22 protein-coding genes are annotated in these 23,048 nt (G+C 72.7%); 10 read left to right on the forward strand and 12 right to left on the reverse strand.

Going from position 1 to position 23,048, the window contains the following annotated elements:
• Positions 1-14 precede the first annotated feature (14 nt).
• Both LY13_RS00665 and LY13_RS25840 read right to left on the reverse strand, forming a co-directional pair.
• Positions 15-1,286, reverse strand: a complete 1,272-nt coding sequence (locus LY13_RS00665) for a YeeE/YedE family protein (RefSeq protein ID WP_253826134.1) — start codon at positions 1,284-1,286, stop codon at positions 15-17.
• A gap of 262 nt (positions 1,287-1,548) precedes the next feature.
• Entirely contained in the window at positions 1,549-3,945 is a 2,397-nt protein-coding gene (locus LY13_RS25840; RefSeq protein WP_253826135.1) for a molybdopterin-dependent oxidoreductase, read from the reverse strand.
• 221 nt (positions 3,946-4,166) lie between these two features.
• On the opposite strand from LY13_RS25840, the gene LY13_RS00675 reads away from it, so the two are divergent.
• Genes LY13_RS00675 through LY13_RS00685 form a run of 3 tightly spaced genes read left to right on the forward strand, consistent with a single transcriptional unit; the run spans position 4,167 to position 6,979 of the window.
• Positions 4,167-5,057: a universal stress protein gene (locus LY13_RS00675; protein WP_253826136.1), complete on the forward strand. Its 891-nt coding sequence runs from the start codon at positions 4,167-4,169 to the stop codon at positions 5,055-5,057.
• A 4-nt stretch (positions 5,058-5,061) separates the two neighbouring features.
• On the forward strand, positions 5,062-6,045 hold the full coding sequence (locus tag LY13_RS00680) for an Acg family FMN-binding oxidoreductase (RefSeq protein WP_253826137.1): 984 nt from the start codon (positions 5,062-5,064) through the stop codon (positions 6,043-6,045).
• A 37-nt stretch (positions 6,046-6,082) separates the two neighbouring features.
• Positions 6,083-6,979 carry a universal stress protein gene (locus LY13_RS00685; protein WP_253826138.1) on the forward strand — a complete coding sequence of 299 codons (897 nt, stop codon included), beginning with the start codon at positions 6,083-6,085 and terminating at the stop codon, positions 6,977-6,979.
• A gap of 64 nt (positions 6,980-7,043) precedes the next feature.
• On the opposite strand, the gene LY13_RS00690 is transcribed toward LY13_RS00685, so the two are convergent.
• Together LY13_RS00690 and LY13_RS00695 are read right to left on the reverse strand one after the other, a co-directional pair.
• Positions 7,044-7,319: a hypothetical protein gene (locus LY13_RS00690; RefSeq protein ID WP_253826139.1), complete on the reverse strand. Its 276-nt coding sequence runs from the start codon at positions 7,317-7,319 to the stop codon at positions 7,044-7,046.
• 185 nt (positions 7,320-7,504) lie between these two features.
• On the reverse strand, positions 7,505-7,669 hold the full coding sequence (locus LY13_RS00695) for a hypothetical protein (protein WP_253826140.1): 165 nt from the start codon (positions 7,667-7,669) through the stop codon (positions 7,505-7,507).
• 29 nt (positions 7,670-7,698) lie between these two features.
• Between LY13_RS00695 and LY13_RS00700 the strand changes: the two genes are divergently transcribed.
• The 3 genes from LY13_RS00700 to LY13_RS00710 all read left to right on the forward strand — a co-directional run bounded on the left by LY13_RS00700 (position 7,699) and on the right by LY13_RS00710 (position 9,709).
• The gene (locus LY13_RS00700) at positions 7,699-8,628 is read left to right on the forward strand and encodes an AEC family transporter (protein WP_253826141.1); all 930 of its coding nucleotides are present in this window, start codon (positions 7,699-7,701) and stop codon (positions 8,626-8,628) included.
• 110 nt (positions 8,629-8,738) lie between these two features.
• A complete protein-coding gene (locus LY13_RS00705; protein WP_253826142.1) occupies positions 8,739-9,062 on the forward strand; it encodes an STAS domain-containing protein in 324 nt (107 codons plus the stop codon).
• A 26-nt stretch (positions 9,063-9,088) separates the two neighbouring features.
• Positions 9,089-9,709: an L-threonylcarbamoyladenylate synthase gene (locus LY13_RS00710; protein ID WP_253826143.1), complete on the forward strand. Its 621-nt coding sequence runs from the start codon at positions 9,089-9,091 to the stop codon at positions 9,707-9,709.
• Positions 9,710-9,798: 89 nt separating this feature from the next.
• Here LY13_RS00710 and LY13_RS00715 read toward each other — a convergent pair whose 3' ends face one another.
• Positions 9,799-10,974 carry an NADH:flavin oxidoreductase gene (locus LY13_RS00715; RefSeq protein ID WP_253826144.1) on the reverse strand — a complete coding sequence of 392 codons (1,176 nt, stop codon included), beginning with the start codon at positions 10,972-10,974 and terminating at the stop codon, positions 9,799-9,801.
• Between the two features lie 20 nt (positions 10,975-10,994).
• Entirely contained in the window at positions 10,995-11,627 is a 633-nt protein-coding gene (locus tag LY13_RS00720; protein ID WP_253826145.1) for a TetR/AcrR family transcriptional regulator, read from the reverse strand.
• Between the two features lie 149 nt (positions 11,628-11,776).
• Here LY13_RS00720 and LY13_RS00725 point away from each other — a divergent pair, with 149 nt between their 5' ends.
• The gene (locus LY13_RS00725) at positions 11,777-12,049 is read left to right on the forward strand and encodes a DUF2277 domain-containing protein (protein ID WP_253826146.1); all 273 of its coding nucleotides are present in this window, start codon (positions 11,777-11,779) and stop codon (positions 12,047-12,049) included.
• Positions 12,050-12,086: 37 nt separating this feature from the next.
• Here the strand turns inward: LY13_RS00725 and LY13_RS00730 are convergent, their stop codons facing one another.
• Both LY13_RS00730 and LY13_RS00735 read right to left on the reverse strand, forming a co-directional pair.
• Positions 12,087-14,405, reverse strand: coding sequence for a cytochrome P450/oxidoreductase (locus tag LY13_RS00730; protein WP_253826147.1), 2,319 nt, complete (start codon positions 14,403-14,405; stop codon positions 12,087-12,089).
• A 159-nt stretch (positions 14,406-14,564) separates the two neighbouring features.
• Complete coding sequence (locus LY13_RS00735; protein ID WP_253826148.1) at positions 14,565-15,248, reverse strand: IclR family transcriptional regulator; 684 nt, start codon at positions 15,246-15,248, stop codon at positions 14,565-14,567.
• 122 nt (positions 15,249-15,370) lie between these two features.
• On the opposite strand from LY13_RS00735, the gene LY13_RS00740 reads away from it, so the two are divergent.
• A complete protein-coding gene (locus LY13_RS00740; RefSeq protein WP_253826149.1) occupies positions 15,371-16,192 on the forward strand; it encodes a pentapeptide repeat-containing protein in 822 nt (273 codons plus the stop codon).
• 21 nt (positions 16,193-16,213) lie between these two features.
• Here the strand turns inward: LY13_RS00740 and LY13_RS00745 are convergent, their stop codons facing one another.
• Positions 16,214-16,675 (reverse strand): DUF6292 family protein, encoded by a 462-nt coding sequence (locus tag LY13_RS00745; protein WP_253826150.1) that lies wholly within the window; start codon positions 16,673-16,675, stop codon positions 16,214-16,216.
• A gap of 165 nt (positions 16,676-16,840) precedes the next feature.
• Positions 16,841-17,173: a MerR family transcriptional regulator gene (locus tag LY13_RS00750; RefSeq protein ID WP_253826151.1), complete on the reverse strand. Its 333-nt coding sequence runs from the start codon at positions 17,171-17,173 to the stop codon at positions 16,841-16,843.
• 260 nt (positions 17,174-17,433) lie between these two features.
• Here LY13_RS00750 and LY13_RS00755 point away from each other — a divergent pair, with 260 nt between their 5' ends.
• A complete protein-coding gene (locus tag LY13_RS00755; RefSeq protein ID WP_253826152.1) occupies positions 17,434-18,981 on the forward strand; it encodes a flavin-containing monooxygenase in 1,548 nt (515 codons plus the stop codon).
• Here the strand turns inward: LY13_RS00755 and LY13_RS00760 are convergent.
• Together LY13_RS00760 and LY13_RS00765 are read right to left on the reverse strand one after the other, a co-directional pair.
• A complete protein-coding gene (locus tag LY13_RS00760) occupies positions 18,915-20,060 on the reverse strand; it encodes a CaiB/BaiF CoA transferase family protein (RefSeq protein ID WP_253826153.1) in 1,146 nt (381 codons plus the stop codon). The genes LY13_RS00755 and LY13_RS00760 overlap by 67 nt on opposite strands.
• A gap of 131 nt (positions 20,061-20,191) precedes the next feature.
• On the reverse strand, positions 20,192-21,169 hold the full coding sequence (locus LY13_RS00765; protein ID WP_253826154.1) for a bile acid:sodium symporter family protein: 978 nt from the start codon (positions 21,167-21,169) through the stop codon (positions 20,192-20,194).
• A gap of 246 nt (positions 21,170-21,415) precedes the next feature.
• Here LY13_RS00765 and LY13_RS00770 point away from each other — a divergent pair, with 246 nt between their 5' ends.
• Positions 21,416-23,008, forward strand: a complete 1,593-nt coding sequence (locus LY13_RS00770; RefSeq protein ID WP_253826155.1) for a phytoene desaturase family protein — start codon at positions 21,416-21,418, stop codon at positions 23,006-23,008.
• Positions 23,009-23,048 lie beyond the last annotated feature (40 nt).

Genomic DNA, 23,048 nt, shown 5'->3' on the forward strand with positions numbered 1-23,048 from the left:
ACGGGTCGCTCCGGTCAGCAGACGCCGTCGGTACGGCGCGGAACGCCGAGGCCGAACAGCGGCCGGAGCTTGATGCCGACCCACGTGCCGAACAGGGCGAACGCGCCCCACAGCCAGCCGTGGAGGCTGCCGGTCGAGATGCCGCCGAGGTAGGCGCCGATGTTGCAGCCCGCGGCGAGGCGGGCGCCGAGCCCCATCAGGATGCCGCCGAGGACGGCGGCGACGGCGGTGCGCCACGGAATCTCGGAGCGGATCTTCCACGCGCCCGCCGCGGCGGAGGCCACTGCCGCGCCGAGGATGATGCCCACGTTGGTGAGCGTGGTCTTCTCCGTCCACACCGAACTGTCGAGCATCTCGGCGAACCGCGGCTGTTGCCAGAAGTCCCAGGTCTCCGGGTGCAGGCCGATCAGCTGCAGCAGTTTGGCTCCCCACAGCGCGAACGCCGTCGTCACGCCCCAGATGCCGCCGGAGACGAGCATCACGGCGCCGGCGAGGACGCCGAGCACGACCGCGCCGACCAGCATCGGCCAGGAGCCGCGGAACACCCGGGCGATGCCGGTCGCGGTGGGTGGGGCCCCGACGGGCGGCGGATTGCGGCGGGCCTGCACGATCCGGGTCGCCACGACGATGAGCAGCAGTACGGCGATCGTGATCGCCCACGAGCCGAACCAGCCGACGTGGTCGGACAGCAGCACCCCTGGCACCGCTGGCCAGCCGTCGAGCACCGGGAAGGCGAACGTGTACAGCACCGAGCCGATGACGAAACCGCCGAGCGTGAGCACGATCGTCGACTGGCCGGAGCCGACGGCGAACAGCGTGCCCGAGGCGCACGCCCCGCCCAGTTGCATGCCGATCGCGAACAGGGTCGCGCCCACGAACAGTGCGATACCGATCGGGCCGGCGCTCGCCTCCGGGGTGGTGCCGAACAGGCCGGTGCCCGTGCCGATCACGAGCGCGATGAGCGTGGCCGCCGTGCCGAGCAGCAACGTGTGGGCACGCAGCCCCTCGCCGTTGCCGACACCGATCAGCTGCCGCCACGCGGAGGTGAAGCCGAACCGGGAGTGGAAGAGCCCGACGCCGAGGAAGAGGCCGATGACGAGCAGTGCGCCGAACTGCGCCCCGTGCACCGCCCAGACGTACCAGGCGAGGGCGACGGCCCCGATCCCGGCGATGACGAGCGGTGCCACGCGCACGGGCTCCTCCGGCTGCCGGCGGGGCGCCGTTCCGGAGGTCGGTGACGTGGTCAGGAAGTTCCGCACGCTGGTCGGGTCGGTGTCGGTGGACACGGTTGCTCCTGCTTCGCTGAGGTGGCGTGCTCGGCGGTGATCCGCAGTGGAATCCCGGGACGCCGGTGGGTGGGTCGCAGGCCCGCGACGATGCGGCGGCGGTCGAGTCCGCGGTGGACGACCACGCGGCGTTCCGGCGGCGGGATACCGCCGCGGCGGGCGCCTGCACAAGCCAGCGTACGTCCGCGCGCCGCTCGGACGAACCGTGTCCACGATCCGGGACGCGCGGGACACGACCGCGGCGGGTGGGCCGCGAGCGGCGTCACACCGGCCGGTCGCCCTCGCCCGACACCGGGTCCGCCTCGACGATCTCGGGCGGATCGAACGCGCGGACGGCGGGTACGTCGGCGCCCGCGGGTTCGATCTCGACGAGGGTCGTGCCGGACGTCGGTCCCTGTGCCAGCCGGGACGTGCCGGTGTCGCGCGTGAGCGCGTTGGGGTTGCCGTGCCGGCAGACGCCGTCGTCGTCGGGGTCGTACCAGGCGCCCGTCGCCAGGACCGCCACGCCCGGTCGCACCGCGTCGGTGAGTCGTGCCCCGGCCAGGCAGGCTCCGCGGTCGTTGTGGATCCGCACCACGTCGCCGTTCTCGATGCCGCGGCGCCGCGCGTCGTCGGGGTGCAGGTCGACGGGTTCGCGTCCGCCGACCTTCGAGTCGCGGCTGGCCCGGCCGCCGTCGTACTGCGAGTGCAGGCGGGTCTTCGGCTGGTTCGACACCAGATGCAGACCGTGCCGTTCGGCCGCCGCGGTCCCCAGCCGTTCGTAGGGCTCGAGCCACACGGGCATGCCGGGGCAGTCCGGATAGCCGAACGCGGCGACCGTCTCGCTGACCAGCTCGATCCGGCCCGAGGGGGTGGCGAGGGGAGCGGCGTCGGGGTCGGCTCGCAGGGCGGCGAACGCCCCGCCCTCGTGAGCCATGTCCTTCTCCGGCAGCTCCGCCGACCCGGTGTGCCAGAACTCGTCGAACCCCGGGAGTTCGACACCGGACTCGCGGAGGCGGGTGCGCGTGCGGTCGTACAGCTCGCGGACCCACTGCCCTTCGGAGCGGCCCTCGGTGAATCGCTCGCCGAAGCCGAGTCGGTCGGCGAGTGCGGCGAACACCGCGTGGTCGGTGCGCACGCCGGCGGGCGGCGGCACCGCACGGTGCACGGCCGTGATCGTCGAGTCGGCCGAACCGAGGGCGAGGTCGTCCCGCTCGAGCGTCGTGGCGACCGGGAAGACGATGTCCGCGCGCCGGGCGGTGGCGTTCCACCACGACTCGTGGACGACCACCGTCTCGGGACGTTGCCACGCCCGCTCGAGTCTGCCGAGGTCCTGGTGGTGGTGGAACGGGTTGCCGCCCGCCCAGTAGACGAGCCGCGTGTCGGGCAGCGTGATGCGGTCGCCGTCGTAGTCGATCGTCTCGCCGGGGGAGAGCAGCATGTCCGCGATGCGCGCCACCGGGATGCGGCCCACGGCGCCGCCCGGCACCTGTGGCAGCGCCGCGATCCGCCGGTGCCCGCGGGTGCCGTGCTCGGCGATGCCCAGCCCGCCCGCGGGCCCACCGCCCGGCAGGCCGCACGACCCGGACAGCGCCGCCAGTGCGATCCCCGCCCAGTACGGCTGTTCGCCGTGATCGTGCCGCTGGATCGACCAGGCGAGGTTGATCACCGTGCGGTGGGCGGCGATGTCCCTGGCGAGGGCCCGGATGTCGTCGGCCGCCACCCCGGTGATCCGCTCCGCCCACTCGGGGTCCTTCGCCACCCCACGGGGAACGTCCGCGTGCTCCGGCGTTCCGGTGCCGTCCGTCGCCGGACGGTCGTGGCCGAGTACGTGGGCGCGGAACCGGTCGAAGCCGGTGCAGCAGCGGGTCGCGAAGTCGGTGTCGGCGAGCCCTTCGGTGATCAGGACGTGGGCGAGCGCGAGCATCAGCGCCGCGTCGGTTCCGGGCCGCAACGGCAGCCATCGTGCGCCGAGCTCGGCCGCGGCGTCGTCGCGGACGGGGGAGACGTTGATGAACCGCACCCCGGAACGGGCCGCCGCCCGTTGCCACGACGTCTGCGTGTGCCTGCTCGGCCCGCCCGGCACCATCTGCGCGTTCTTCGCGGCCAGCCCGCCGAAGGAGACGACCAGTCCGGCGTGCTCGGTGATCTCCCGCCACGACGGACCCCGCTCGTGGAGGCTGGTCGGACCGCCGCCGATCACGTGCGGCAACACGACTTCCATCGCGGCGAAGCTGTAGGTGTTGACCGAGCCGGTGTAGCCGCCCGCCATCCCGAGGAATCGGTGGATCTGGCTCTGTGCATGGTGGAACCGTCCCGCGCTGCCCCAGCCGTACGAGCCGCCGTAGATCGCCGCGGGTCCGTGGCGTTCCCGGACCCTGGTGAGTTCGCCCGCGGCGAGGTCGAGCGCGCGCTCCCAGCTCACGGCGACGAACCGGTCGCGTCCCCGCACCGAATCGCGGTCGCCGCGGAGCCACCCCTCGCGGACCATCGGCCGCGTGATCCGGTACGGCGCGTGGTTCACCTCGCCGACACCGGCACCGATCGGCGACGGATCGGGGTCGCCGGGGTGCGGTTCCAGCGCGACGACCGTGCCGCCCGAGGACAGGACGTCGTAACGGCCCCAGTGGAACGTCGTCGGGGTGCGGGTGGGCCGTCCCGCGGAGCTGTCGCCACTCACGCTCGTGACGGTACGCGCGCGCCGTCCGGCCGACGCGCGTGTGGTGTCCCGGCGTGCCCGCGGTGTGGGACGGAGGCGAGCGCCGCGTCGCCGTCGTCGCACCGCCGGTGATCGCACTGCCGAGGCCGGTGGTCGCGAGTAATCTCCGGTTGAGCGGACGTGATCGTGTTCACGCCGACCGGGGAGTCGCCGGCGGTGCACACCCGAGGGGAGCGCAGTTCATGGCAACGATCGTGGCAGGCATCGACGGGTCGGCATCGGCGATGCACGCGGCGGTGTGGGCGGCCAGGGAGGCGTCGCGGCGCGGTGACACGGTGCGCCTCGTCCACGCCTACGTCGTCCCGACTGGTGCGTATCCGGTGTTCGTGGCGTCGGCGTCGAAGGTGCGCGAGGGCGTCGAACAGCAGGCCCAGACCGCTCTCGACGTCGCACGGACGGAGATCGCGCAGGCGGTGCCCGGTGTCGAGGTCGAGGCACAGCGGACCGAGGGGCAACCCGGCCACGTGCTGACCGGGGAATCGCGCGGTGCGAGGTGTGTGGTGATCGGGTCGCGCGGTCTCGGCGGGTTCACCGGCATGCTGGTCGGATCGGTGGCGGTGAGCCTCGCGGCGCACGCCCACAGTCACGTCGTCGTCGTGCGGGGCAAGCACCACGACGACCCGCCGCCCATGGACGGGCCGGTGGTCGTGGGCGTCGACGGGTCGGAGCACGCGGCGCAGTCGCTGGCGTACGCCTTCGACGCGGCGCAGCAGCGGGAGGCACCGCTCGTCGCCGTGCACACGTGGAACGACGTGATCGCCTCGGACGGGCCGTACGCGTACCCGTTCCCGACCGACCTCTCGGAGGTCGAGGACGCGGGGCGGAAACTCCTCGACGAGACACTCGCGTCGTGGCGGGAACGCTACCCCGACGTCGAGGTGCGCGAGGTGCTCGAACCGGGACGGCCGGTGCGCGCCCTGCTGCAGCACGCCGAGGACGCACAGCTCGTGGTCGTCGGCACCCGTGGACACGGCGGATTCGCGGGCATGCTGCTCGGGTCCACGAGCCAGGCGCTCGTGATCCACGCACCGTGCCCGGTGGTCGTGACCCGGCCGGAGGGGTCGGGAGCCTGATCCGATGGGAGCCCGCGACGCGACGACCGGTCCCGCGGACATCGCCGTGCGCGCGGGCATCCGTGCCCCGTCGCAGCACAACACGCAGCCGTGGCGGTTCCGCGTGTTCGGTGACGGTGTCGAGGTGCTGCGGGACCCGGACCGGGTGCTCGAACACGGTGACGACGACGGTCGCGGCGCGGACCTGGCGTGCGGCGCGGTGCTGTGCAACATGCGGGTGGCGCTCGCCGCGGCCGGGTACGGCTGCGGCGTCGACGTGCTGCCGGACGGACGGCGCCCCGAACTGGCGGGCGTCGTCCGGTTCACCGGACCGGCGAAACCCGGGCCCGAGGACGTCGCGCTCGGCGCCGCCGTCGGACGCCGCGCCACCAACCGCAGGCCGTTCGCCGACCGGCCCGTCCCGCCGTCGCTGCGGCATCGGCTCGCCGCCGCGGCCGAGAGTGAGGGTGCCCGCCTCGTGGTGCTGTCCCCGGCCGAGCTCGACACGTTCGCCGCGTTGCTGCGCCGCGCCGACCACGTGCTCGCCCGCGATGCCGAGTACCGCGCCGAGCTGGCGGAGTGGACGCACGACGGGGACCGGCCGGACGGCGTGCCCGCGTCGGCGGGCGGGCCGAGGCCGGAACCGGGCACGCTGCTGGCCATGCGCGACTTCGGTGCCGCTCGCCGGGTCGCCGAGGAGCCCCCGACGGCGGAGCGGGCGTTCGAACGCGACCCGTGCGTCGCGGTGCTGACCAGTACCGGCGACACCCGCAGACACCGGATCGCCGCGGGTGTCGCACTGGAACGGGTGCTGCTCGTGGCCACCTCGCGCGGGCTGAGCGCGTCGTTCCTGCCGCAGCCCCTGGAGGTCGAGTCCACCCGGCTCGAGCTCGCGACCGCGCTGGGAGGCCGTGGGCACCCGCAGACCGCGTTGCGCCTCGGCTACGGATATCCGGGCGCGACGACCCCGCGGCGGTCGGTGGAGGACGTGACCAGCTACGCCGGATGACGAGTGGCGTCCGGTGGCGTCGGAAGGAGCCTCAGGTATGGACACCGAAAACCCAGCGCTGCGGGACGGCCCGGTGGTGGTCGGGACCGACGGATCCGACGGCGCGATGCGCGCACTGGACTGGGCCGCCGACATGGCGGCGGTGAGCAACCGGCCGCTGCGGATCGTGCACGCGTTCACCTACGTGCAGGGCTTCTACGGCGGGGATCTTCCCGCGAGCCCCGAGGTGTACCGGGCGATGGAGGACGAGGGACGGAAATTCCTCGAGGACGCGCGGTCCCGGGTGACGGCGAGGGCACCCGAGCTCGCCGTCGAGACGGACATGCCGTTGCAGGGGTCGGTGCCGATGCTCGTGGACGAGTCCGAGCGGGCGAGCGTGCTGGTGGTCGGCACCTCCGGCCGCGGTGGCTTCACGGGCATGCTGGTCGGGTCGACGTCGGTGTCGCTGACCGCGCACGCGCAGTGTCCCGTGGTGGTCGTGCGGGGTGCCGGTACCGGGATGGCGCGTGAGGGTCCGGTGGTCGTCGGCGTCGACGGCAGCGGTGTCAGCACGGCCGCCGTGAATACGGCGTTCCAGGTGGCGTCGCTGCTCGGTGCCCCGCTGGTCGCCGTGCACGCCTGGGCGGACGTCGAGTACGAGTCGGGTTTGCCCGAGATGGCCGAGGGGGCGTCGCAGGAGCAGTCCGAGCAGGTGGTGCTGTCCGAGGCACTGGCGGGCATGTCGGAGCGCTGTCCGGACGTGCGGGTCGAGCGGGTCGTGGTCCCGGGCAAGCCGCGGCAGCAGCTGCTCGACCGTGCTCAGGGCGCTCGCCTGCTGGTCGCGGGCAGCCGCGGGCGCGGCGGATTCCGCGGGATGCTCCTGGGGTCGACGAGTCAGACGCTGATCCACCACGCCGCCTGCCCGGTCATGATCGTCCGGCCGCACCGGGACTGACGCGGGGACCGACGCGGGGACCGACGCGGGGACCGGCCGGGCGAGCGGCCACGCGGCGCCGACGTCACACCGGGCGAGGCCGGGGTTCGAGGGGCTGCGGCGGGTGCGTGAACTCGACCACGCGGTCGTGGCGCACCCACGTCGGCTCGATGTCGTCGGCGGCGCCGTCCGGGCGGGTGGGCAGCCAGACGACGGCGGTGTAGGGATCGGGCACGGGCGGTGCGACGACGTGCCCCTGAACGCACTGCCGCGGCGCTGTGGTGGTCTGCGGCGCTGTGGCGGTCCCCGGCAGGTAGGTGACGCGGTCTCCGATGCCGATGTCGTCCGCACGTTCGATCATGGCGACTCCCTTCGCGCGCTTCTCGTTCCGGGGCCGCGGCGCCTGCGGTCGACGCGACCGGACGTGCCGGTCGACACCACCGGTCCCGGTGCCCCTGCTGCTTCCGGGTCCTGATGTCCGTCGCCTGCTCGCCCGCGCGGGCGGGTGCGCGGCCCTCGGTGTGCACGTTTTCCCCGCACGGCAAGCTACACCCGGAACCCGGGTGCGGCACCGCTCGCGAGCGGCCGTTGTGCGTGGTCGACCCGGTGGTCGAGGGCCGAGTTGCGGACCGTCGAGCGGATCGTCGCCGGTGTTCGGTAGTCCACAGTGGACACCGTGACGCCTACCCGGCGGTCGGTGATATACGTCACACACATAGGGTTTGGTGCGTGACGGCCGCATGAACGGAGTGCTCGAAGGATTCCTGGTCATCGGATTCGTGGTCGCGGTCGGATACGTCCTCGGCCGCACCGGTGCGCTGGGCGGATCGGCCATGCAGGTGCTCTCGCGCACCGCCTTCTTCGTCGGCAGTCCGGCGCTGCTGTTCGGCACGCTCGCCCGCACCGACGTCGGATCCGTCTTCTCGACGGCGCTGCTGGTCACCGGCGTCACCAGCACGCTCGCGTGCGCGCTGTACCTGCCGTTCGGCCTGATGCGGCGCAGGGCGGCCGGTGAGCTCACCGTCGGCTCGATGGCCAGCGGCTACGTCAACGCCGGCAATCTCGGCATCCCGATCGCGACGTACGTGCTGCACGGCGTCGCCGACGTGGCGCCGGTGCTGCTGTTCCAACTCGCGGTGCTCACCCCGGTGTTCACCTCGGTGCTCGACGTGTTGTCCGAGCGTGCGGGCGGTGGCAGCCCGAACTGGCTGCGGGCCTTCAGCGCGCCACTGCGCAACCCGCTCGCGCTCGCGAGTGCGGCCGGTATCGCCTGCTCGGCGACGGGCTTCCTGCCGCCGGAGGCGGTGATGGACCCGATCGATCTGCTCGGCGACCTGGCGGTGCCTGCGATGCTGCTGGCGTTCGGCATCTCGCTGCACGCCTCGACCCTGCCCGGCCGGGACCGGGACCTGCGTCCCTCCCTGATCACGGTCGTGGCGCTGAAGAACCTGGTGCACCCCCTGCTGGCGTGGGGGCTCGCCACCGCGGTCGGTGCGGACGAGCACGCGCTGCTCGCGGCCGTGGTGTGCGCCGCACTGCCCACGGCCCAGAACGTCTTCGGTTACGCCGTGCGGTTCGATCAGGGCGTGCAACTGGCGCGCGACGCGGCGCTGATGACGACCATCGTCTCGCTGCCGATGCTGTTCGGCGTCGTCGCGCTCGTCGGGTGACCGGCACCCGCCTGCCGTGACCCCCGGCCGGGCAGTACGAAGCGCCGCGACGACGCAGCCGTGGTACAAGTGAGGCTCCGACAGGCACAGGGTTCGGCGACGGAGGGCACATGGAACTGGTGATCACGGTCGACCGAAGCGACGATGCCTTGTTCGTGCGCGCGAAGGGCGAGGTCGACCTGGGGACGGTGGCCCAGCTCGACTCGGCGCTCGACGCCGCGTGCGACGAGGTCTCGCCCCCGATGGCCGTGGTGGCCGATCTCAGCGGGGTCACGTTCCTGGCATCGTCCGGGCTGAGCGCCCTCGTCCGGGCTCACGAACGCTGCACGGCCGCAGGAACGCCGTTGCGCGTGCTCGTCGGCAACCGCGCCGTGCTGCGCGGATTCGAGGTCACCGGTCTGGACAAGGTCCTCGACCTGCGCGAGAGCGAATAGCTCGCGCGACGCATAGGGTGTCGGCCATGGCGATCTACTACGACGTACATCAGGACAATCCCCAGCCGCGGTCGATCGGCAAGGTCGTCGACCTGCTCCGCTCCGGCGGGCTGATCGCCTACCCCACCGATTCGTGCTTCGCGCTCGGTACCTCGCTGGACAACCGCGAGGGGCTCGATCGGATCCGGAGCATCCGCAAGCTCGACGACAAGCACCACTTCACACTGGTGTGCCAGGACTTCTCCCAATTGGGACAGTTCGTCCACGTCGACAACAGCGTCTTCCGCGCCATCAAGTCCGCGACCCCCGGTCAGTACACGTTCATCCTCCCCGCGACGAAGGAAGTGCCGCGGCGGTTGCTGCACCCGAAGAAGAAGACCGTCGGCGTGCGCATTCCCGACCACGTCACGACCCAGGCGCTGCTGGAGGGACTCGGCGAGCCGCTGGTGTCCAGCACGCTGCTGCTGCCGGGCGAGGACGAGCCCATGACCCAGGGGTGGGAGATCAAGGAGGCGCTCGACCACGTGCTGGACGCGGTGATCGACTCCGGTGACTGCGGGGTCGAACCGACGACGGTCGTCGACTTCTCGGGCGACGAGCCGGAGATCGTCCGCGTCGGCGCGGGCGACCCGTCACGGTTCGAGTAGACCGCACGCCCTCGGGGGCCGCGGGCGGCACCGGGTGCTCACCCGGTCGAGCGCTCGCACGGTGTCGTCGGTCGTACGGGACGGAGTCGTCATACGGGAGCGTCGAGCACGCACCGGGTGCGGCTGTAGATGCTCGGCATGCACTTGTTGCAGTGGATGCACAGCGAGCGGTGCCGCGGTTCGGCCTGCAGCCGGTTCGGCAGGTCCGGTTCGCGGAGCAGGGCCCTCGCCATGGCGACGAACGCGAACCCGCTGCGCATCGCCAGCTCCATCGTGTCACGATCGGTGATCCCGCCGAGCAGGACGAGCGGCAGGTCGAGGGCGTCCCGGAACCGGAGTGCACGGTCGAGCAGGTAGGCGTCGCGATAGGGGTAGCGGCGCAGGAACGCCGGGCCGGCCAGGCGCAGCCCGGTCCGCAACGGCCGGCCGAAGGCCCCGGCGAACTCCTGGACGGGCGCGTCGCCGGTGAACAGGTACATCGGGTTCAGCAGCGAGCTTCCCGCGGTCAGCGTGAGGGCGTCGAGCGCGCCGTCGGCTTCGAGCCATCGCGCCACCCGCAGGCCGGCGTCGGGCCGGAGTCCGCCCGGTACACCGTCGTCCATGTTGAGCTTGGCGGTGACGGCGATGCGCCCGCCGACGGCCTCACGCACCGCGGTGGCGGTCTCCCGTGCCAGCCGGGCACGCCGCTCCGGTGACCCGCCGTAGCCGTCGGAGCGGCGGTTCAGCAGCGGGCTGAGCAGCGAGCTGATCAGGTAGTTGTGTCCGAAGTGCAGTTCGACGGCGTCGAACCCGGCGGCGACGGCCACGCGTGCTGCGTCGGCGTGCGCGGTCACGATGCGCGCCAGGTCGGCCTCGGTCGCCCGGCGCATCATGCGCATGCTCAGCGGGCTCGGCAGCGCGTGGGGCGCGAGCGCGGGACGGCGGTTGGACGCGCCGTTGGCGACCGGCCCGGCATGGCCGAGTTGGGCGGCGACGGCGGCGCCTTCGGCGTGCACCGCGTCGGTGAGCCGGTGCAGATCCTCCACCGCCTCGGGGCGCATGAGGATCTGGTGACGGTCGGTGCGCCCCTCCGGTGCGACCGCGCAGTAGGCGACGGTGGTCATGCCCACGCCGCCGCGGGCCACCTCGACGTGGAAGTCGACGAGCTCGTCGGTGACCGCACCGTCCGGGGTGCGGCCTTCGAACGTCGCGGCCTTGACGATGCGGTTCCGCAGGGTAGCGGGTCCGAGCGTGGTGGGGTCGAAGACGTCGGGAACGGCGGGCACGGATCCTCCCGGTGGTGAGGTCACGGCGGCGGTGCCGACAGCCCCGCGACGGCGAACGCCCGCAGGGAGCGGAAGGCGCTGCGGCCGGGAGGGTCGGCGGGGCCGGTCGCGGACAGGGTGTGCAGGATGAGGTCGAACGCGAGCAGCAACCGGCGTGCGGCCTCGGCGCCGCCGAGCCCGGGTACCGCACCGCGCAGGAGCGCGATCCACGGCCGGAGTCCGAACCAGCCGGAGGTGAAGCCGACGTCGCGGCGCGTGAGCACCACGCGCGCCAGCAGTCGCAGCTGAAGGCGCCCGGCTTCGGTACGGGTGAGTTCGCCGAGCGGCGTCAACACGACGTCGACGAGTTCGGCCACGGCGGGGTCGTCGCCCGCGCGGCGGCGTGCCGTGAGCCGGGCGAGGCCGTCGTGCCAGTGGGGAGCCAGGCGGCGTTCGAGGAGCGCGCCGATCAGGGCATCCTTCGAGCCGAAGTGGTAGTGGACCGCCGCGGGGTTCATACCCGCGGCGGCGTTGATGGCCCGGATGGAGACCTCGTCGATGTCGCGGGCGAGCAACAGGGACTCGGCCGCGTCGAGCAGGCGGTCACGGGTTCCCGGCCGCCCCACGGCCGCGGTCGGTGGGGGAGAGTCCGAGGAGGTCGCCGTCGTTGGCATGCGGCCAGTAGAGCGCACCGGAGCCGACGCCTCAAGAGCCGTTTCAATCAGTGATGGGTTCGCCGGCGCGGGGGCCGAGCGGAGCGGGTGGCGCGGTGCCCTCCGCCGAAGGCTCGCCGGGGAGCCGGGCGAGGACTACCGTCACGGTCATGTGCCGGAACATCACCACCCTGCGGGGACTCGAACCGTCGGCGACGGCCGAGGAGATCGAGGCGGCGGCGCGGCAGTACGTGCGGAAGGTCAGCGGCGTGCAGAGCGTGTCCGACGCGACCCGGGAACCGTTCGAACAGGCCGTCGCCGAGGTCACCGCCACGACCACGCGGCTGCTGGCGCAGCTGCCCGAACGGCGGCAGCCGCCGCGGACCGTGCCACCCCTGCGTCGTCCCGAGGTCCGGGCCGGGGAAACGGCGAAACTGACCTGACGGGCGCCTGCGCGCGGCCTGTACCCGGAGCGCGGGATCAGAGGCCGAGCGTGAGCGAGCCGCCGCAGGCCCGGGAGCAGCAGGTCATCATTCGCGCGCCCGCGGAGCGTTCGGCCCGGGTGAGCACGACGTCGCGGTGGTCGACCTCGCCGTCGAGCACCGGCGCCTCACAGGTGCCGCAGAGGCCTTCCTCGCAATCGCTGGGCACGTCGATGTTGGCGGCGCGCAGAGCGGCGAGCACGGTCCGGTCGGGGGCGACCCGGACGGTGAGCCCGGAATCGGCGAGGGTGACGTCGAAGGCGCGCTCGACGGCCGGGTCGAGTTCGCGGCCCGCCGTGGTGAAGTGCTCGACACGGAGAGCGTCCTCGGGCCAGTGCGCGCTCGCCGTGTCGAGTGCCGACAGGAGCCGCTGCGGGCCGCACGCGTAGATCCGCGTGCCGTCGGCGGGTTCGGCGAGGAGCGCGTCGACGTCCAGTCGGGTACCGGCGTCGGAGACGTGCTCGTGCAGTCGGGATCCGTGGTCGCGGCGCACGCGGTCGAGCAGTGCCATCGTGTCGGCGGAGCGGCCGCAGTAGTGCAGCTCGTAGGTGCCGCCCGCGGCGCGGACGGCGTCGGCCATCGCCAGGATCGGCGTGATGCCGATGCCGCCCGCGACGAAGACGTGGTGGCGGGTGTCGGCGTCGAGGCGGAAATGGTTGCGCGGTCCGCGCACGGCCACCGGCGTCCCCGGCCGCAGCCGGTCGTGGACGTACCGCGACCCGCCGCGGCCGTCCTGCTCGCGCAGCACGGCGATGCGGTACCGGCTGCGGTCGGCCGGGTCGCCGCACAGCGAGTACTGCCGCGACACCTCCCCGAGTTCCAGTTCGATGTGCGCTCCGGGTGACCACGAGGGCAGTGGCGCACCGTCGCGCGCGGCGAGGGTGAGCTCGACGACGTCGCGGGCCACCGGGTCGACCCGCTCCACGGTGAGTGTGCGGCTGAGCGCGCGCGTCGTGGGCTCACCGATGTGTACCGGCTGCCGGGTGTCCAGCAGGCCCGGATCACCGCGCTCGGGGTTGGCGGCGGGATCCCACTGCACCCACAGGTGTTCCGGGCCCCGGAACGACGTGTTCGGGACGTAGGCGAACCGCTGCCCGGGCATCAGGTCGAGGTGCGGCAGCCTGCGGGTCAGCTCCTCCAGGAACACCTGCAGTTCCATCCGGGCGAGGTTCTTGCCCATGCACTGGTGGCTGCCGTAGCCGAACGTCAGGTGCTCGGTCGCGTTGTCCCTGCGGATGTCGACGGTGTCCGGGTCCTCGAAGTGCCGTTCGTCGCGGTTGGCCGAGGAGTTGACGATCAGCAGCTTCGACCCCGCGGGGATCGGCACGCCGCCGACCGTGGTGTCGGCGGTGACGAGCCTGCGCCATGCGGCCACCGATCCGGAATGGCGCAGGCATTCCTCGACGGCGTTCGGGATGAGGCCGGGGTCGGCGCAGAGCTCCTCCCAGACCGTGCGGTTCTCCAGCAGGAGTTTGATGGCGTTGGCCGCGGCGTTGGCGGTCGTCTCGTGGGCCGCGACGATGCCGGCCATCATCATCGAATGGAGGTAGGAGTCGGTGATGATGTCCGGGTACTCCCGCTGCTTGCGGATGCTGTAGGGCATCCAGCCCTCGCCGGAAGGGTCGCGCCGGAGCTTCTCCACGACCGTGCCCGCGAACTGCCAGAACCTGCCGACGTTCTCGGCGACCGTGAGCTGCTCCTCCGGTGAGGGCCTGCCCCAGGTGTTCACGGTGTGGGCGATCGAATACGTGCGCAGCGTCGCCATGTCCTCCTCGGGGACGCCGAGGAAGTGCAGCGCGACGGTGAGCGGGACCTCCCAGAGCATCTCGTCGACGAGGTCGGCCGTGCCGGCGTCGACGAACCGGTCGACGTACTCGCGCGTGAGCCTGCGGACCATGGGCTCGTGGTGGGCGAGCCGGTCGGGCGTGAACGGATCCATGAGCGCGCGCCTGCGTGGCATGTGCTCGGGCTCGTCCTCGTTGACCAGGGTGCGGTTCATCGCGTAGCCGTAGCGTTCGAGCGTCGCGGTCGCATCGTCGGAGACGGGCGTGATCTTCTCGAGCGCGATGGAGGGCGAGAACGTGATGTTGTCGCGGAAGACCGCCTTCACGTCGTCGTAGCGCGTCACGACCCAGTAGCCGAGTGAGGGGCTGTAGAACACCGGCTCGCCGTCACGGGACCAGCGCACGGCCTCCGGCGGATCGGCCTGGTACGCGTCGCCGAACGGGTCGAACGCCGCCGCGTTCGCGCTGACGGGACATCCGGTGACGGGATCGGCGGGGCGGGTGTGGTCGACCGGACACGACTCCGTGCTCATCGGCGCCCTCCCTGGCGGCTGCGGCCCGACGCGTGGCGGTACCAGACACGCCGGGCCACGACCTGCGGTGTTGCCAATAGCGCACAGGTCGGATCGAATAGCGAACACCCTGGAAGGTAAGCGGGGTCACAGTGGACGTCAAGGTCGGACCGTTCCGGCTCAGGCGGTGAGGAGCGCTTCGAGGCGCCGGGCGGTGCCGACGACTGCCCCGGCGGCACGGTCGGTGTCGAGGCCTTCGATCGCCACCACGCCGACCGACCGTTCGGCGTGCCCGACCGCGTGCCTGCCCTCGGGCACGCCGATACCCGCAGCGACACCGACGGCGCCGTGTTCGAGTTCGCCCCGGGTGAGGCTGTAGCCGTCCCGGCGGGCGCGGACCACGGCGTCACCGTCGTCGGGCCGTTCGGGACGCTGGGCGAGGATCGCGATACCCGCGGCCCCCTTCGACAGCGGGTGCCTGCTGCCGACCCGGTAGCCGACGGTGAGGAGCTGCGCGTCCGGCTCGGCGACCTGGAGCGCGACGCAGTCGCCGCCCTCGGCCGCGGACAGGAACGCCGTCGCGCGCGTCTCGTTGGCCAGTTCCTGCAGCAGTGGCCGGACGTCGTGGTGCAACTGCGGTTCGAAGCGGGCGGCCAGCACGGACACTCCGACGGCCAGCCGGAGCTTGCCGTCGTCGGTGCGTGCGATGAGCTGGTGGTCCTCGAGCGTGGACACGATGCGGTAGCAGATCGCGCGGTGCACCTCGAGCCTGTGTGCGAGTTCGGCGACCGACATGCCGCTCGGCGCCTGGGAGATCACGTCCAGCGCGCGCAGGCCCCGGTCGAGCGTCTGCAGCGTGCTCATCGCGTGTCCCTTCGTCGATGCCCGTGCGTTCCGGTGCGGTGGTGCCCGAGCGTAACGGCGCCGGGGCCTAGGGTGGACGGCGCAGCAGGGGGTACGGCACGTTCCGACGTCGGGGGAGCAGTATGACGGTACCGTCCACACCGGACGGCGAGTTCCGGCAGCGGCTACGCGCGGACTGCGGGCAGTGTTACGGGATCTGTTGTGTGGCACCGGGTTTCGTCGCCTCGGCCGATTTCGCGATCACCAAGCCCGCGGAGACGCCGTGCCCGAACGTCCGGGACGACTCGTGGTGCGGTGTGCACGACACGCTGCGCGAGCGCGGCTTCCCCGGCTGCACCGTCTACGACTGCTTCGGGGCGGGCCAGGCCGTCGCGGCGAGGGCGGGCGGGGACTGGCGTGGCGACCCCGCCAGGGCGCGGCGGATGTTCGACGCCTATCCCGTGCTGCGCGACCTGCACGAACTCCTCTACTACCTGCACGAGGCGCGGGGCCTGTCCGCGGCCGCGGAGGTTCACGGCGAGCTGGACGTGGCGATCGTCGCGACGGAACGTCTCGCCGCACGCGACCTCGACGAGCTGGCCGGCACGTCCCTCTCCGAGCACTGGACCACGGCGAACGGCGCGCTGACGCGGGCGAGCGAGCTGGTCAGGGCGGGCGAGGCCGGTCGTGAGCTACGAGGCGGCGACCTCGTGGGTGCGAAGCTCGCGCGGGCGAATCTGCGCGGGGCCAACCTGCGGGGCGCGATGCTGCTGGGTGCCGACCTGCGGGGCGCGGACCTCACGTCGGCCGACGTGACCGGTGCCGATCTGCGCGGGGCCGAGCTCTCCGGTGCCGACCTGGTCGACACGCTGTTCCTGACGCAGCCGCAGCTGGACGCCGCGCGCGGGGACGCCGCCACCCGGTTGCCCGGCTGGGCGAGCACCCCCGCGCACTGGCCGCGCTGAGTTCCCGGCGCGGCCGGACGGTCAGAGCACGTGCGCGGCCGACGCCGCCTCCTGGGCGGGGGCGTCCGCGTCCGCGGCGGCCGCCGCCAGCCTCCGTGGCAGGTCGGACATCGCCGCGAACCCCGGCGGGTCCAGGTGACTCGGCATCGCGCCGTCGAGCACGCGGCGGGCGAACCGGGCGACCCGTTCCGGCTCGGGAACCGGGTCGCTGCCACCGAGGTAGGACACCATGAGCAGGTCCTCACCGGAGTGGGTCTCGATCGCCACGCCCCAGCCGTGGCGTTCGTCCCAGATGAGGGCGACGTCGCGGTCCGGGAAGGTGGGCAGGTGTCCGTCGACCGCGATGTAGGCGCCCACGGGCGTGGCCGAGGCGTCGCACGTGTACTGCGCCGGGGAGTCGCCGTCGGGGGAGAGTGCGGCGGCCACCGCGGAGACGTACGCGTGCAGTGCGGGTTCCGTCGAGTGCCAACCGTAGATGTCCACTGATGATCACCTCGATTCGTCGTGCCGACGCGAGGGCGCCGGCGGTTCACACTCCGGGTGCGCCTCGAGCGTCGCCGCCCGGCCGGGGCCCGCGCTGCGCACGGGCGCGGCGCGGGCAGGGCGCATGCAATCGCGCGGTGAGGTCGGGCGGTGAGGAGGCGCCGTTCACGTATCGGCGGAGGCGCCGTCGGGTGGCTCTTCGAGCCGCCTGCGCAGCGCCGCGATCTCCCTGCGGGCCTCGTCGAGTTCGTATTCGAGCGCGAGGATGCGCTGGGCGGCGTTGAGGTTCATGCCCTCGTCGAACAGCGCTCGCATCCGACTCGCCTGACCGAGCTGGTGGCGGGAGTAGCGCCGGTGCCCGCCGCCGGACCGTTCGGGGGACACGACGCCCGCGGTGTCGAGGCTCCGCAGGAACGGCTGCTCGACGCCGAGAATGTCGGCCGCCTGCCCGGTGGTGAACGTGGGCCGGTGTTCGTCGTCCAGATCGTTCAGGGTCATGCGTTCTCGCTCCGGAAAACCTGTCTCACCGTGATCCGATCGCCTCTCCCGCGGTTCGGCGTGATGGGCGCCGTCATTCGGCTGCTACAGCAAATTTTTAGTGGGTAGTTGAGGTTTCGTCAAGTGTCTGATGCGAGGTCGTCGAGTGTCGTGCGGCCGTTCGGGCACTGCGGGCGATGGCGTCGTGATCACGTCGTCGGTAGCGTCGGGCCCGGTCGGGTGACGACGGGGTCGCCCCGATGCGGAGGAGGGCGGGGGTTATGCCCGTCGAAGACGTCGAGCCCGCCGAACACGTCGACGTCCTCATCGTGGGAGCAGGCCTGACCGGTGTCGGTGCGGCCTGCCGGCTGCGGCAGCGCCACCCGGACCGCACGGTGGCGGTACTCGAGGCACGGGGCGCGATCGGCGGCACGTGGGACCTGTTTCGCTATCCCGGCGTGCGCTCCGATTCGGACATGTTCACGCTCGGCTACGGTTTCCGCCCGTGGCGCCGCGCCGAGGCGATCGCCGACGGCCCGTCGATCCGCGAGTACATCCGCGACACCGCCCGCGCGTTCGGCATCGATGGGCTCGTCCGGTTCCACCACCGGGTCGACTCCGCGTCCTGGTCGAGCGACCGGGCACTGTGGACGGTGACCGCGCACCGGTCCGACACCGGGGAGCAGGTCACGCTGACGTGCTCGTTCCTGCACGTCTGTTCCGGCTACTACCGCTACGACGAGGGGTACACGCCGCAGCTGCCCGGCGTGGACCGGTTCGAGGGCACGCTCGTGCACCCGCAGCACTGGCCCGAGGACCTGGACCATCGCGGCCGCCGGGTCGTGGTGATCGGCAGCGGCGCCACCGCCGTGACACTCGTCCCGGCCCTGGCTCCCGGCGTCGCTCACGTGACGATGCTGCAGCGCTCGCCGAGTTACGTCATGGCGCTGCCCTCGGTCGACCCGCTCGCCCGGTTGATGAACCGCGTGCTGCCCGACCGCGTGACGTTCCCCGTCGTGCGGTGGAAGAACGCGCTGAGCATGGGCCTGTTCTTCCGCCTCAGTCGCCGCGCCCCCGGACTCGTGCGCAGACTGCTCGAACGGGGCGCGCGGTCGGCGTTGCCCGAGGGATTCGACGTCGACCGGCACTTCTCACCGGACTACCGGCCGTGGGACCAGCGGCTGTGTTTCGTCCCGGACGGTGACCTGTTCCGAACGCTGCGCCGCGGGGACGCCACGGTCGTCACCGACACCATCGACACGTTCACGCCCGACGGCATCCGGCTCGCGTCCGGCGCGGAACTGGCCGCGGACATCGTCGTCACGGCGACGGGGCTGAACCTGCTCGCGATCGGCGGTATCGCGCTGGACGTCGACGGCGATCCGGTCGACGTCGGCAAGGCCGTGACGTACAAGGGCATGATGCTCGACGGCGTGCCGAACTTCGCGATGACGATCGGCTACACGAACGCCTCGTGGACGCTGAAGGCCGACCTCGTCGCCGAGTACGTGTGCAGGCTGCTCACCCACCTCGACGCCCACGGCCTCGACACCGCCACGCCGGTGCTGCCGCCCGGTGACCGGCCTGCCGAACCGCTGATCGACCTGCAGGCGGGCTACGTGCTGCGCAGCATCGATCGGATGCCGAAGCAGGGACACGCGACTCCCTGGCGGCTGCACCAGAACTATCTCCGCGACGTGCTGCACCTGCGCCACGGCAGCGTGACCGAGGACATGGACTTCGGCGTCGGGGCAGGCAGGCGTCAGTCGCCGTCCGGTCGCGGTTCCGCGGCCGGCGGTTCCGAGCGAGGAGGGGGAGCGGAGCGGTAGGTCGGCGGCGTCGCCGACAGGCCGATCGGGTTGCGGGGCAGCCGTACCTCCGTGCCGTCGTCGCGCGGAATGCCGACGACCGGGTCGAGTCCGAGTTCGGTGGCGAGGCGGAACGCGCCCGCCACGTCGTTGACCACGCCCGCGGGCACGCGCGACTCGGTGAGCAGATCCGCCCACGCGCGGGCGTCGCGCGCCTTCAGCAGCCGGACGAGGTGTTCGCGCAGCTCCTCCCCGTGGTCGACGCGTGCGCTGTTCGTGGCGAACCGGGCGTCGGTGCCGAGCCCCGGTTCGCCCAGCCGGTCGCACAGTGCCCGGAACTGGCGGTCGTTGCCCACGGCCAGGACGAGCTCCCCCTCGCCGCAGGGCAGCACCTCGTACGGCGCGACGCTGGGGTGCGCGTTGCCCATCCGCTGTGGCACGACCCCGCCCGAGGTGTAGGCCGAACTCTGATTCACCAGGGCCGCGAGGAGCGACGAGAGCAGGTTCACCTCCACGCGCTGTCCCTCACCGGTCGCGTCGCGGTGACGCAGCGCGGCGAGCATGCCCACCGTGGCGAACTGTCCGGACAGGACGTCGACGAGCGCGACGCCGACCTTCTGCGGCTGGCCGTCGGGCTGCCCCGTGACGCTCATCAGGCCGCCGAGCGCCTGGATCAGCAGGTCGTACCCGGGCAGCTCCGCGCCGGCGCCCGAGCCGAATCCGGTGATGGAACAGTAGATCAGCCCCGGGTTCCGTGCCCGCAGGTCCTCGTAGCCGAGGCCGAGTTCGGACATCAGCCCGGGGCGGAAGTTCTCGACCACCACGTCCGCGCCGGCGGCGAGCTCCGCGGCACGGGCGATGCCCTCGTCGGTACGCAGATCCAGCGTCACCGAATCCTTGTTCCGGTTCACCGACTGGTAGTAGGTCGCCTCGCCGCGGTCGTCGTACGGCGGTCCCCACGCGCGGGTGTCGTCGCCGGTGCCGGGGCGCTCCACCTTGACGACGGTGGCGCCGAGGTCGGCCAGCAGCATCGTGGCGAACGGCCCGGCGAGTACCCGGGAGAAATCGACGATGCGCAGGTCACCGAGGGAGGAGGACATGGGTGGAACGCTCCTTCACGGGAACGGCCGGACGGTGCCTGATCCTCGCCGTGGCGGGACCGGGATGGCGGGACCGGGATGGCGGGACCGGGATGGCGGGGCGGGCTGCGGTAGTACCGGTGGGCCGTGGGTCAGGCGCCGGTGTGCTCGTCGGGTGCCGAGGCCGGCGTCGACGTGGGCCGCCGCGCCCAGAAGGTCGCCAGCAGCGCACCCGACAGGTTGTGCCACACCGAGAACAGCGCGCCGGGCAGGGCGGCAGCCGCGGTGAAATGGGTCGTCGCGAGGCTCGACGCGAGGCCCGAGTTCTGCATGCCGACTTCGACGCTGACCGCGCGCCGCGCCGATTCGTCCAGCCCGGCCAGCCTCGCCGCCCCGTAGCCGAGCGCCAGCCCCGCGGAGTTGTGGGCGACGACGGCGAGCATGAGCAGCGCTCCGCTCTCGGCGATCGTGCCGGAGTTGGCCCCGACGACCGCCGTCACGACGAGCGCGACGCCGAGAACCGACACCAACGGCAGGTACGGCAGTACGCGCTGGACGTACCGGTCGGCGAGCGCCCTGATGACGAGGCCCGCCACCACCGGCAGCAGCACGACCTGCGCGATGGACACGAACAGGTCGCCGAACCCTACGGGCAGATCGGATCCGGCGAGCAGCAGCACGAGCAACGGGGTGAGCAGCGGCGCCAACAGCGTGGACACCGATGTCAGCGTCACGGAGAGCGCGACGTCGCCCTTGGCGAGGTAGACGACGACGTTCGAGGCGGTGCCGCCGGGCGCGGAGCCGACCAGCACCATGCCGACGAGCAGTGCGCCGGACAGCCCGAACAGCTGGCCGATTCCCCACGCGGTGAGCGGCATGATCAAGAACTGCGCGATGAGACCGAACAGCACGGCGAGCGGACGCCGTGCGACGAGGGCGAAGTCGGCCCCGCGCAGCGTGAGGCCCATACCGAACATGATCACGCCGAGCAGCAGCGGTACGTGGTCGACGAGCGCCGACGCCTGGTCCGGAGCGAGCATCCCGATCGCCACTCCGAGTACGACGAGAAGCGCGAACCACCGGCTCGCCGCCTCCGCCAGCCTGCGCACTACACCGTGTCGCTGCGCCATGATCGCCTCCTGCTCGTGATCCGCAGGAACTGTAGGCGACCGTGCCGCCGCACGGGAGTAGGGACGTGACGGTGGTGTCGCGCGACACGCGTCCACTGCGAGGTGCGTCGCGATCCGGCAGGCCGTGAGCCGGTGGTGACCGGGAACGGTGATGACTGCGCTCGGTGATGACTGCGAGCGGTGGTGACAGGGCTCGGTGGTGACGACACGCAGCGGACCGGGGCCGTGGTGCGGTATGCAGGGCAGGTGCAGATTCCCACCGACACGGTCGATGCCGTGGTCGTCGGGGCGGGCCCGAACGGACTGGTCGCGGCCAACCTGCTCGCCGACGCGGGCTGGGAGGTGCTCGTCCTGGAGGCGACGCCGACTCCCGGCGGCGCCGTGCGCAGCGCCGAGGCTGTCGAACCGGGCTTCGTGACCGACCTGTTCAGTGCGTTCTACCCGATGGCGGCGGCCTCGCCCGTGCTCGCCGGACTCGGGCTGGAACGGTACGGACTGCGCTGGCGTCACGCGCCCGCGGCGTTGGCGCACGTGCTGCCGGACGACCGGGTCGCCCTCGTGTCCCGCGACCCGGAGGAGACGGCGGCGTCGTTCGAGGCGTTCGCGCCGGGCGACGGCGCGGCCTGGGAGGAGGAGGCTGCGTTGTGGCGGCGGATCCGCGACCCGTTGCTGGACGCGTTGCTGTCCCCGTTCCCGCCGTTGCGCGCGGCCGGGCGGCTGGCGCGGGCGGCGGGCTCCGCGGACGGCACACGGCTCGCGCGGATGGTGGCGATGCCGGTGACGGCGTGGGCGGGGGAGCGGTTCCGCGGTGCGGGCGCCCCGGCGGTGCACGCGGGGAACGCGCTGCACACCGATCTGGGACCGGCGCAGGCGGGTAGTGCGGTGTTCGGCTGGTTGTTGTCGATGCTCGCGCAGGATGTGGGGTTCCCGGTGCCGGAAGGCGGGTCCGGCGCCTTGACTGCGGCGTTGACGCGGCGACTCACGGCGCGGGGTGGCCGCATCGAGTGCGGCAGGCCCGTGACGAGGGTCCTCACGGCCGGCGGTCGTGCCATGGGGGTGCTCGCCGACACCCCCGTGCGGGCACGGCGGGCGGTGCTGGCGGCCGTGCCCGCACCGCTGCTGTACGGCCGCATGCTCGACGAGCGGATCCTGCCCCCTCGCCTCCGTGGCGACCTCCGCCGGTTCGACTGGGACGCCGCCACGGTCAAGGTCAACTGGACGTTGTCCGGGCCGATCCCGTGGGCCGCTCCCGAGGCGGCACGCGCGGGCACGGTGCATCTCGGTGGGGACGTCGCCGGCCTCGCCCGGTACGGCCTCGACGTCGAGTTGGGCACCGTTCCCGGCGATCCGATGCTCGTCCTCGGTCAGATGGCGGTGGCCGATCCGTCGCGGGCCCCGGACGGCTGCGAATCGGCGTGGGCTTACACGCACGTGCCGCGCGGCCTGGACTGGGACGGCGACCGGCTGCGCCGGTTCACCGACCGGATGGAGGCGCTGCTCGAACGGCACGCGCCCGGGTTCGGGGCGCGCGTCCGCGGCAGGCTGGTGCAGGGTCCGCACGAGCTGGAGCGGGCGAACCCTGCCTTGGTCGACGGTGCCGTGGGAGGCGGGAGCGCGGCGATGCATCAGCAGCTGGTGTTCCGGCCCGTGCCGGGTCTCGGCCGGGCGGACACCCCGGTGGATCGGCTGTTCCTGGCGGGGGCGTCGGCGCATCCCGGCGGAGCCGTGCACGGTGGCCCGGGGGCCAACGCGGCGCGGGCGGCGCTGGCGCGCGCCGGTGTGGGCGGGGGTGTCTACGCCGCCGCGGTCGGCGGGCTGCACCGGCTGGTGTACTCCTGAGACGTCATCCGGGCACCGCGTCACCCGGGGCGGGGCAGCG

The sequence above is a fragment of the Prauserella aidingensis genome (assembly GCF_024171865.1).
GTDB classification, from domain to species: Bacteria; Actinomycetota; Actinomycetes; order Mycobacteriales; family Pseudonocardiaceae; genus Prauserella; species Prauserella aidingensis.

Coding starts and splice junctions, on each gene's coding strand:
- LY13_RS00760 (WP_253826153.1), bottom strand. CDS start 20,060: ATGTCCTCCTCCCTCGGTGACCTGCGCATCGTCGATTTCTCCCGGGTA.
- LY13_RS00740 (WP_253826149.1), top strand. CDS start 15,371: ATGACGGTACCGTCCACACCGGACGGCGAGTTCCGGCAGCGGCTACGC.
- LY13_RS00730 (WP_253826147.1), bottom strand. CDS start 14,405: ATGAGCACGGAGTCGTGTCCGGTCGACCACACCCGCCCCGCCGATCCC.
- LY13_RS00750 (WP_253826151.1), bottom strand. CDS start 17,173: ATGACCCTGAACGATCTGGACGACGAACACCGGCCCACGTTCACCACC.
- LY13_RS00690 (WP_253826139.1), bottom strand. CDS start 7,319: ATGATCGAACGTGCGGACGACATCGGCATCGGAGACCGCGTCACCTAC.
- LY13_RS00685 (WP_253826138.1), top strand. CDS start 6,083: ATGGACACCGAAAACCCAGCGCTGCGGGACGGCCCGGTGGTGGTCGGG.
- LY13_RS00755 (WP_253826152.1), top strand. CDS start 17,434: ATGCCCGTCGAAGACGTCGAGCCCGCCGAACACGTCGACGTCCTCATC.
- LY13_RS00720 (WP_253826145.1), bottom strand. CDS start 11,627: ATGCCAACGACGGCGACCTCCTCGGACTCTCCCCCACCGACCGCGGCC.
- LY13_RS00700 (WP_253826141.1), top strand. CDS start 7,699: ATGAACGGAGTGCTCGAAGGATTCCTGGTCATCGGATTCGTGGTCGCG.
- LY13_RS00725 (WP_253826146.1), top strand. CDS start 11,777: ATGTGCCGGAACATCACCACCCTGCGGGGACTCGAACCGTCGGCGACG.
- LY13_RS00705 (WP_253826142.1), top strand. CDS start 8,739: ATGGAACTGGTGATCACGGTCGACCGAAGCGACGATGCCTTGTTCGTG.
- LY13_RS00735 (WP_253826148.1), bottom strand. CDS start 15,248: ATGAGCACGCTGCAGACGCTCGACCGGGGCCTGCGCGCGCTGGACGTG.
- LY13_RS00680 (WP_253826137.1), top strand. CDS start 5,062: ATGGGAGCCCGCGACGCGACGACCGGTCCCGCGGACATCGCCGTGCGC.
- LY13_RS00765 (WP_253826154.1), bottom strand. CDS start 21,169: ATGGCGCAGCGACACGGTGTAGTGCGCAGGCTGGCGGAGGCGGCGAGC.
- LY13_RS00710 (WP_253826143.1), top strand. CDS start 9,089: ATGGCGATCTACTACGACGTACATCAGGACAATCCCCAGCCGCGGTCG.
- LY13_RS00675 (WP_253826136.1), top strand. CDS start 4,167: ATGGCAACGATCGTGGCAGGCATCGACGGGTCGGCATCGGCGATGCAC.